This window comes from Streptococcus sp. Marseille-Q5986 (assembly GCF_946902915.1).
Lineage (GTDB): Bacteria > Bacillota > Bacilli > Lactobacillales > Streptococcaceae > Streptococcus.
Window position 1 is genome coordinate 21361 of record NZ_CAMPPY010000014.1, and the last position, 6210, is coordinate 27570.

The window sequence follows — 6210 nt, forward strand, 5'->3', positions numbered from 1 at the left end:
TAATTTGGTCTAAAAAAGCAACAAAATATAAACCAGTAGATTCCATACCAAATGTAGACCTATACTTCCCCATAAGTCCGATTTATAGCGTACAAGCCCTAAAAACATCCCAAGTGAAACATATAAACACCAAGCTAGAATGGTTCCTGGATGATGTGCTAAGGCAAATAAAACACTTGTCAAAGCAACTCGAATATCTAATTTTCTGACCAAGTTCCATAACATTTCTCTATATAGAAATTCTTCAACCATACTCGCATTGATTAAGAACAATAAAAATGAAAACCAAGGAACTTGATGTTGAAGCCCAATTAAGTTTGCTTGATTCGTGCTTCCTTGAGCATGGATTAGGCTAAAACATAGACTTATAATCAGTAGGCTAGCTAATCCAATACCAAGCCATTTCATCCTAGATTTCATACTGACCTTATGCACTTTTTTACGTTGGCCATACATCCATAAAAAAGAAATGAGTGACGAACCATAGAGAATCTGTAGTATAGTTAACTCACCGATACAAAGAAATTTCAGTAAGTATAGAGATACCAATAGGACATTTACTTGTTGGAATATATAAACTGGAATTATTCTTTTCATAGTTACCTCCGAAATAAATCTTCATAATCTAAATCTAATACCTGCACAATCCTTTCTACCCATGGACTTTGAGGCATTCGTTGTTCCATCTTATAGTGACGAATCTTTTGATACAAACGATTCAATTCACTTGGATAGTGAAACTCTCCCGCAAACATTTTTCTGGTTAACTCAATCCAGCTGATATTTCTTTCAGCCAAAATAATGGACAAGTTCTCCCAAAATCGTTCAGCCATATTGCTTCTCCTTTAGTTAGATAAATAATGTGTTTGTGCCATGTAAATCAATTGTTTCGTATCTCTTGGCAATAAAGCTCTAACCTCTTCCAAATTCAGATTTGGATAAACCCGCTTATTTGAAACCGCAAGAGGAAGTCTGATGTTTAGTTCAGGATTTTTTAAAATCATCTCAACGAAATCCGTTAATCTTAGATTGTCACGGTTCTTAAATCGTAATAAATTGGGAGATAAAAATTCAAAACAATCTGAAGAATAGCTCATCATCTCAATTAATTTATCCTTTGTCATTTCAGAAACTGAATGACAAGATACCTCGATGCCATAGTTTTGGAAGAATTCTAAAAGAAGTTGATTTCTTTGGCTATTTTTACTTAGATAGAGATCAATCATGGGAGACCTCCCAAAGATTCGGTTCCATTTGATATTCTGAGACGATTAAGGAATCTAATAAATTTGCGAAGTTAATCGGTTTCTTGTCTTCATCATAAGCTTTTACAGTTACTTGGGTTGTAAGTATTCCCTCTTTTCCCTCGGCTCGATAGCCTTGCCCATATAAAACAAAAACAAGATTATGATTATCATCTACAAAGGCATCAGCTCCGTTCTTTATATCCTGACTTTCAAGGAATTCCATAATGTTTTGAAGATAGGATTCATAAAATAGTGGGTAATTATGTTTTTTATGGTAATAATCTAAAAATTTTACTTCAAACTCACATGGATAATTGGGCATCAAAAATATTTGTTCATCCAACTGCATCATTTCTGCATCATGTAATTCTGTTTCTAATTCATCACAATATAGTATTGACTCTTTATTTAACGCTTTCATCTTTTTCCTCTATTTCTTTTAATTTCTTTGCGATTGCGGCAATCACAGGAACGGTTACACTATTACCAGCTTGTTTATAGAGCTGACTATTACTAGAAACTTTTCTAGCAGCTTCAAAAGCCCAATCAGGAAATCCCTGCAAGCGAAAACACTCTTTAGGAGTTATTCGTCGGATCCTCAGACGGTAAAATTGTCCATCTATCAAGACACCGGCTACATGATAAACTTGTTTATCTTCTCCTTCATAGCTAGCCACTACTACTCCCATTTGACCACTAGTTGTTAACGTATTCGCTATACCTTTTCCAACTCTACCACGACGATACTGAGAACTTGGTCTTTCCAAATTGATTGAATCTCCTATTTCTGCTTGAGCATATCCTTTTTTAGTTGCTTCCCGCACTTTTAAAAATTGGATTGGTTCTGGAATTAGTATTTTAGGAATTTTATCTCCACCTTGCATTGTAGTCAGTGTTGGAGATAAGCCCTCACTTCCATAGACACGACCTGTCTCCTTAAAGCTAGTTGGTAAATCTCCAACAACGACAATGCCATGACGATCCTGAGTATTTAAAGTAAACATTGGCTCTTGATTATCCTTGAAACGTCTACCACTTTGTCTTTTGTCTAATCTATCTGGTGTCATACAAGGAATCGCAACCTTAAATCCTTCTCCTTTTCCACGAACTAAAGTTGGCGCAAGACCTTCTGAATAATAGACTTTACCACTCATTCCACTTCTTGATGGATTTAAATTCCCTAGTTCTTTCAAAGTCTCAGAGTTAGTTGCTTGACCTTCTCGTCTGAAAGGAAATAGGAGTCTGGTACCTTTCTTTCTAGAATGTCCGATAATAAACACCCTCTCTCTGTTTTGGGGAACGCCAAAATCCTTACTGTTAAGCACCTGCCACTCAACATCAAACCCCAATTCATCAAGCGTGGTAAGGATTGTGGTGAACGTCCTTCCCTTATCGTGATTGAGTAGGCCTTTAACATTTTCAAGAAAAAGAAAACGTGGTTGGATTTGTTTGGCCGCACGAGCAATTTCAAAGAACAGAGTGCCTCTAGTATCTTCAAATCCCAATCGTCTTCCTGCGATTGAAAATGCTTGACAAGGGAATCCCCCACAGATGATATCGACTTTCCCTCTAAGTTTTTTAAATTCGTCATCTGAAACATTTCGTATGTCATGAAATTCTATTTCTCCTTCTGTTTGAAAAATGGATTTATAAGATTCTCTAGCAAATTTATCAATCTCACAAAATCCAATACACTCGTGTCCGACACTTTCCATTCCTAGTCGAAAACCACCGATACCTGAAAATAAATCAATAAATTTCATTTCTTTATCACCCCTTTCTGATCGACTATCAATGTCCAAAGTGTCACACCACTTGAAATGACAATGAGCATAACTAATATCCACTCGATTGGCGACATTTTAACCACCTCCTTTTCTAACACGGTTATTCCAAACAGAATACAAGCCGTTAAACACAAATTCAGCCAAAACTTCCGCTCGTCTAACAAAGCGAACATTGTCAAGAGCATACTGATAGATTCTCTCAAAATCAGTCATAGCAATTTCACTGGCTGTTTCAGAAAACCCCTCTCGTCTAAATTGATCTTGTACCAATCCCCAAATATAATCTCGATCATATTTTGTGACCTTTTCTACTTTTCTTTTCAAGATAGGTTGAGAATTCCTATCCTCATCATCCTCAATAAATAAAGAATCAGTCTCACTATATTTAGTCTCACTAACTTCAGTCTCACTAGGGGCTGAATATGAGACGGGGGCCGTTTCATTTTCAACCTGCCCTAGTCTTTTTTTAACACTAGGCCTGTTTGAGTTACCTACTGGGGTAGAAGATAATTCCCCTAAATAAATCTTATTAGCTAGTCTTCCTTTCTCACTTGAAGACTGTTGAACTTCATCAATTAAGTCATATTCTTTAAGAGTTTTTTTGATGGACAGTAATTTTGACTTCGAACAACCTAATAGCTTCATCAGTTTAGAATTAGAAAATACTAAATAGACTGCTCCTTCTTCATCTATCCAACCACGACTGAGAGATAATTCTAAACGATCTTTTAAAATAGAATAAGCCACTTTTACTTCTAGTTTCATATCCATATATTTCTCATCCTCAAAAAGAATTTTAGGTAATTTATAATACCGTTCTGAAGTTTGGTATTGATTTACGGTAATTCGTTTCATAGCGCTCCTCCAAGTTCTTTGAGTATTAAATCTCCACTTAATTCCAATCGAACCAAGCCACTTTTTTCTAATTCAGCCATAAGAGAGATGGCTTCAACAATGTCAATTCCCATTTCACGTACTAAAAATGAAATGACAATATAGCGTGATGATTGTAATTCTTTTGTCATTTTTCCTCCTGAAAATAAAAAAAGGAGAACAATATTCAACTGTTCTCCAAAATAATTTTATTAAAAAGAAAAACCCTGCCAAATTAAATTTTGGTAGGGTTTTTGGTAGGAAACTAAATTTATCTATCAGTTTCTAAAATGTGTTCACGATTCTAAAAGGCTGATACTATAGTATTCCGAATTCTAATTGGTATATGCCTCTTATTTAAGAGTAACTGAAGCTCCAGCTTCTTCCAATTTAGCTTTGATTTCTTCAGCTTCTGCAGTTGGAACGCCTTCTTTGATGACACCTGGTGCACCATCAACAAGTTCTTTAGCTTCTTTAAGTCCAAGACCAGTGATTTCACGTACAGCTTTGATAACGCCAACTTTTTTGTCGCCTGCAGATGTCAATTCAACGTCGAATGAATCTTTAGTAGCACCAGCGTCAGCAGCACCAGCTGCAGCTACAGCTACAGGAGCAGCTGCAGTTACACCAAATTCTTCTTCGATAGCTTTTACAAGGTCGTTCAATTCAAGGATTGAAGCTTCTTTAATTTCAGCAATAATGTTTTCAATGTTCAATGCCATTGTTATTTCCTCCAAATATGTTTTTAAATTTATAATAGCTTTTTCGTAGCTAGGCTACGCTGCGTAGCTTAAGATTAAGCTGCGTCTTCTTTGTTGTCTGCAACCGCTTTGACTGCAAGGGCAACGTTGCGCACTGGCGCTTGAAGTACAGAAAGGAGCATAGAAAGAAGTCCTTCGCGGTTTGGAAGAGTTGCAAGAGCAAGAATCTCTTCTTTAGATGCGACAGCGCCTTCGATTGCACCACCTTTGATTTCAAGTGCTTCAGCGTTTTTAGAAAAGTCGTTCAAGATTTTCGCTGGTGCGATAACATCTTCGTTAGAAAATGCTACTGCAGATGGTCCAACAAATACTGATGCAAGTTCTTCAAGACCAGCTTTTTCAGCTGCACGACGCAAGATTGAGTTTTTAATAACTTTATACTCAACTTCGCTTCCACGAAGCTCACGACGAAGAACGGTATCTTGCTCAACTGTCAAACCACGAGCGTCAACAACGACGATAGATGCAGAAGCTTCCATTTTTTCAGCTACTACGTCAACTAGTTCCGCTTTTTTAGCAATAATTGCTTCACTCATTAGTGTGTTCACCTCCGTAATTATTTTGCTTGGGAAATTTTTCCAAAAGAAAAACGCGCCCAAACCTAGACACGAAAGTACAATACGCTTCTTTTTACATGATACGTTTTGTCCTCGGTAGGATACTTATGAGTCGAGCTCCCCTACTGTCTTAGGCAGTTTTTTCAAACCGTATAAAAGTATAGCATAGTTAAAAAAAAAATGCAAGATTTTTGCAAACTTTTTTTAAAATTTTTCGTTCTTCTTGTTTTAGAGTTCTACTGTCAGGACTTGACCTTGCTTAACGACCTGTTCTCCAGCAATATAAACATCATCTACATCACTAGATTTGACTGCATAAACCAGATGAGAGAGCATATTTTCCTGAGGTTGGAGATGGATTTTTCCTTGAGGTTGGATGACGAGAAAATCTGCTTGTTTGCCAACTTCTAGGCTTCCTATCTTATTTTCCATTCCTAGAACCTTAGCCCCTTCGATTGTCAGTGCCCTGAGAGCTATTTCGATAGGAAATTGGCTGGCATCTCCACTTTTCATCTTCTGAAGAAGGGCTGCAGTCCGTCCTTCCTCAAACATGTCTAAATTATTATTGGAAGCGACCGAATCAGTCGCAATTCCTACTGCTACTCCTGCTTTTTGGAGTTGGATAATAGGCGCAATTCCTGATGCCAACTTGAGATTGCTGATAGGATTATGGGCGATAGCTACTTGAGAATGTGCTAGGCGTTCAATTTCACTACTATTCAACTCTACTCCATGAGCAAAAACAGCTGGGTGGTCTAAATAACCTTCTAAAAAGGCGAGGGGACGTTTGCCGTATCGTTTCAGGATAATTCCTGATTCCTCCTTGGTCTCCGCCACATGGATATGGATGGGAATATCCAACTCTTTTGCCATATCTAAGAATCTGTATTCACAAAAAAATGTTAAACTAAAGATATGATACGAAAAGCATATGATACCGATTTAACCGATCAAGAATGGGCTAAACTTGAACCCTATTTCTCCC

Annotated in this window: 9 protein-coding genes, 1 pseudogene and 1 other annotated feature; all 10 genes and pseudogenes read right to left on the bottom strand. The window is 37.1% G+C overall.

The features are described 5' to 3' along the window. Window positions 1–9: 9 nt before the first annotated feature. Window positions 10–597: a CPBP family intramembrane glutamic endopeptidase gene (locus OVN21_RS10785; protein WP_117304305.1), complete on the bottom strand. Its 588-nt coding sequence runs from the start codon at window positions 595–597 to the stop codon at window positions 10–12. A gap of 2 nt (window positions 598–599) precedes the next feature. Continuing rightward, a complete protein-coding gene (locus OVN21_RS10790; RefSeq protein ID WP_000840776.1) occupies window positions 600–833 on the bottom strand; it encodes a hypothetical protein in 234 nt (77 codons plus the stop codon). Between the two features lie 12 nt (window positions 834–845). After that, window positions 846–1226: an arsenate reductase family protein gene (locus OVN21_RS10795; RefSeq protein WP_054383956.1), complete on the bottom strand. Its 381-nt coding sequence runs from the start codon at window positions 1224–1226 to the stop codon at window positions 846–848. Then, window positions 1219–1668 (bottom strand): hypothetical protein, encoded by a 450-nt coding sequence (locus OVN21_RS10800; RefSeq protein ID WP_061706397.1) that lies wholly within the window; start codon window positions 1666–1668, stop codon window positions 1219–1221. Before OVN21_RS10800 ends, OVN21_RS10795 begins: the two co-directional genes overlap by 8 nt. Next, window positions 1652–3010 carry a DNA (cytosine-5-)-methyltransferase gene (dcm, locus tag OVN21_RS10805; RefSeq protein WP_247933705.1) on the bottom strand — a complete coding sequence of 453 codons (1359 nt, stop codon included), beginning with the start codon at window positions 3008–3010 and terminating at the stop codon, window positions 1652–1654. The genes OVN21_RS10800 and dcm overlap by 17 nt, the downstream gene beginning before the upstream one ends. A gap of 99 nt (window positions 3011–3109) precedes the next feature. Continuing rightward, window positions 3110–3889: a replication initiator protein A gene (locus OVN21_RS10810; RefSeq protein ID WP_267248410.1), complete on the bottom strand. Its 780-nt coding sequence runs from the start codon at window positions 3887–3889 to the stop codon at window positions 3110–3112. Beyond that, the gene (locus OVN21_RS10815; RefSeq protein ID WP_080975988.1) at window positions 3886–4059 is read right to left on the bottom strand and encodes a hypothetical protein; all 174 of its coding nucleotides are present in this window, start codon (window positions 4057–4059) and stop codon (window positions 3886–3888) included. Before OVN21_RS10815 ends, OVN21_RS10810 begins: the two co-directional genes overlap by 4 nt. A 201-nt stretch (window positions 4060–4260) precedes the next feature. Then, window positions 4261–4629 carry a 50S ribosomal protein L7/L12 gene (rplL, locus tag OVN21_RS10820; RefSeq protein WP_267248411.1) on the bottom strand — a complete coding sequence of 123 codons (369 nt, stop codon included), beginning with the start codon at window positions 4627–4629 and terminating at the stop codon, window positions 4261–4263. 74 nt (window positions 4630–4703) lie between these two features. Next, complete coding sequence (gene rplJ, locus OVN21_RS10825) at window positions 4704–5204, bottom strand: 50S ribosomal protein L10 (protein WP_267248412.1); 501 nt, start codon at window positions 5202–5204, stop codon at window positions 4704–4706. A gap of 38 nt (window positions 5205–5242) precedes the next feature. After that, window positions 5243–5378: a sequence feature (ribosomal protein L10 leader region), on the bottom strand. A gap of 75 nt (window positions 5379–5453) precedes the next feature. Beyond that, a pseudogene (locus OVN21_RS10830) lies at window positions 5454–6104 on the bottom strand (amidohydrolase family protein); the annotation flags it as partial. Window positions 6105–6210 lie beyond the last annotated feature (106 nt).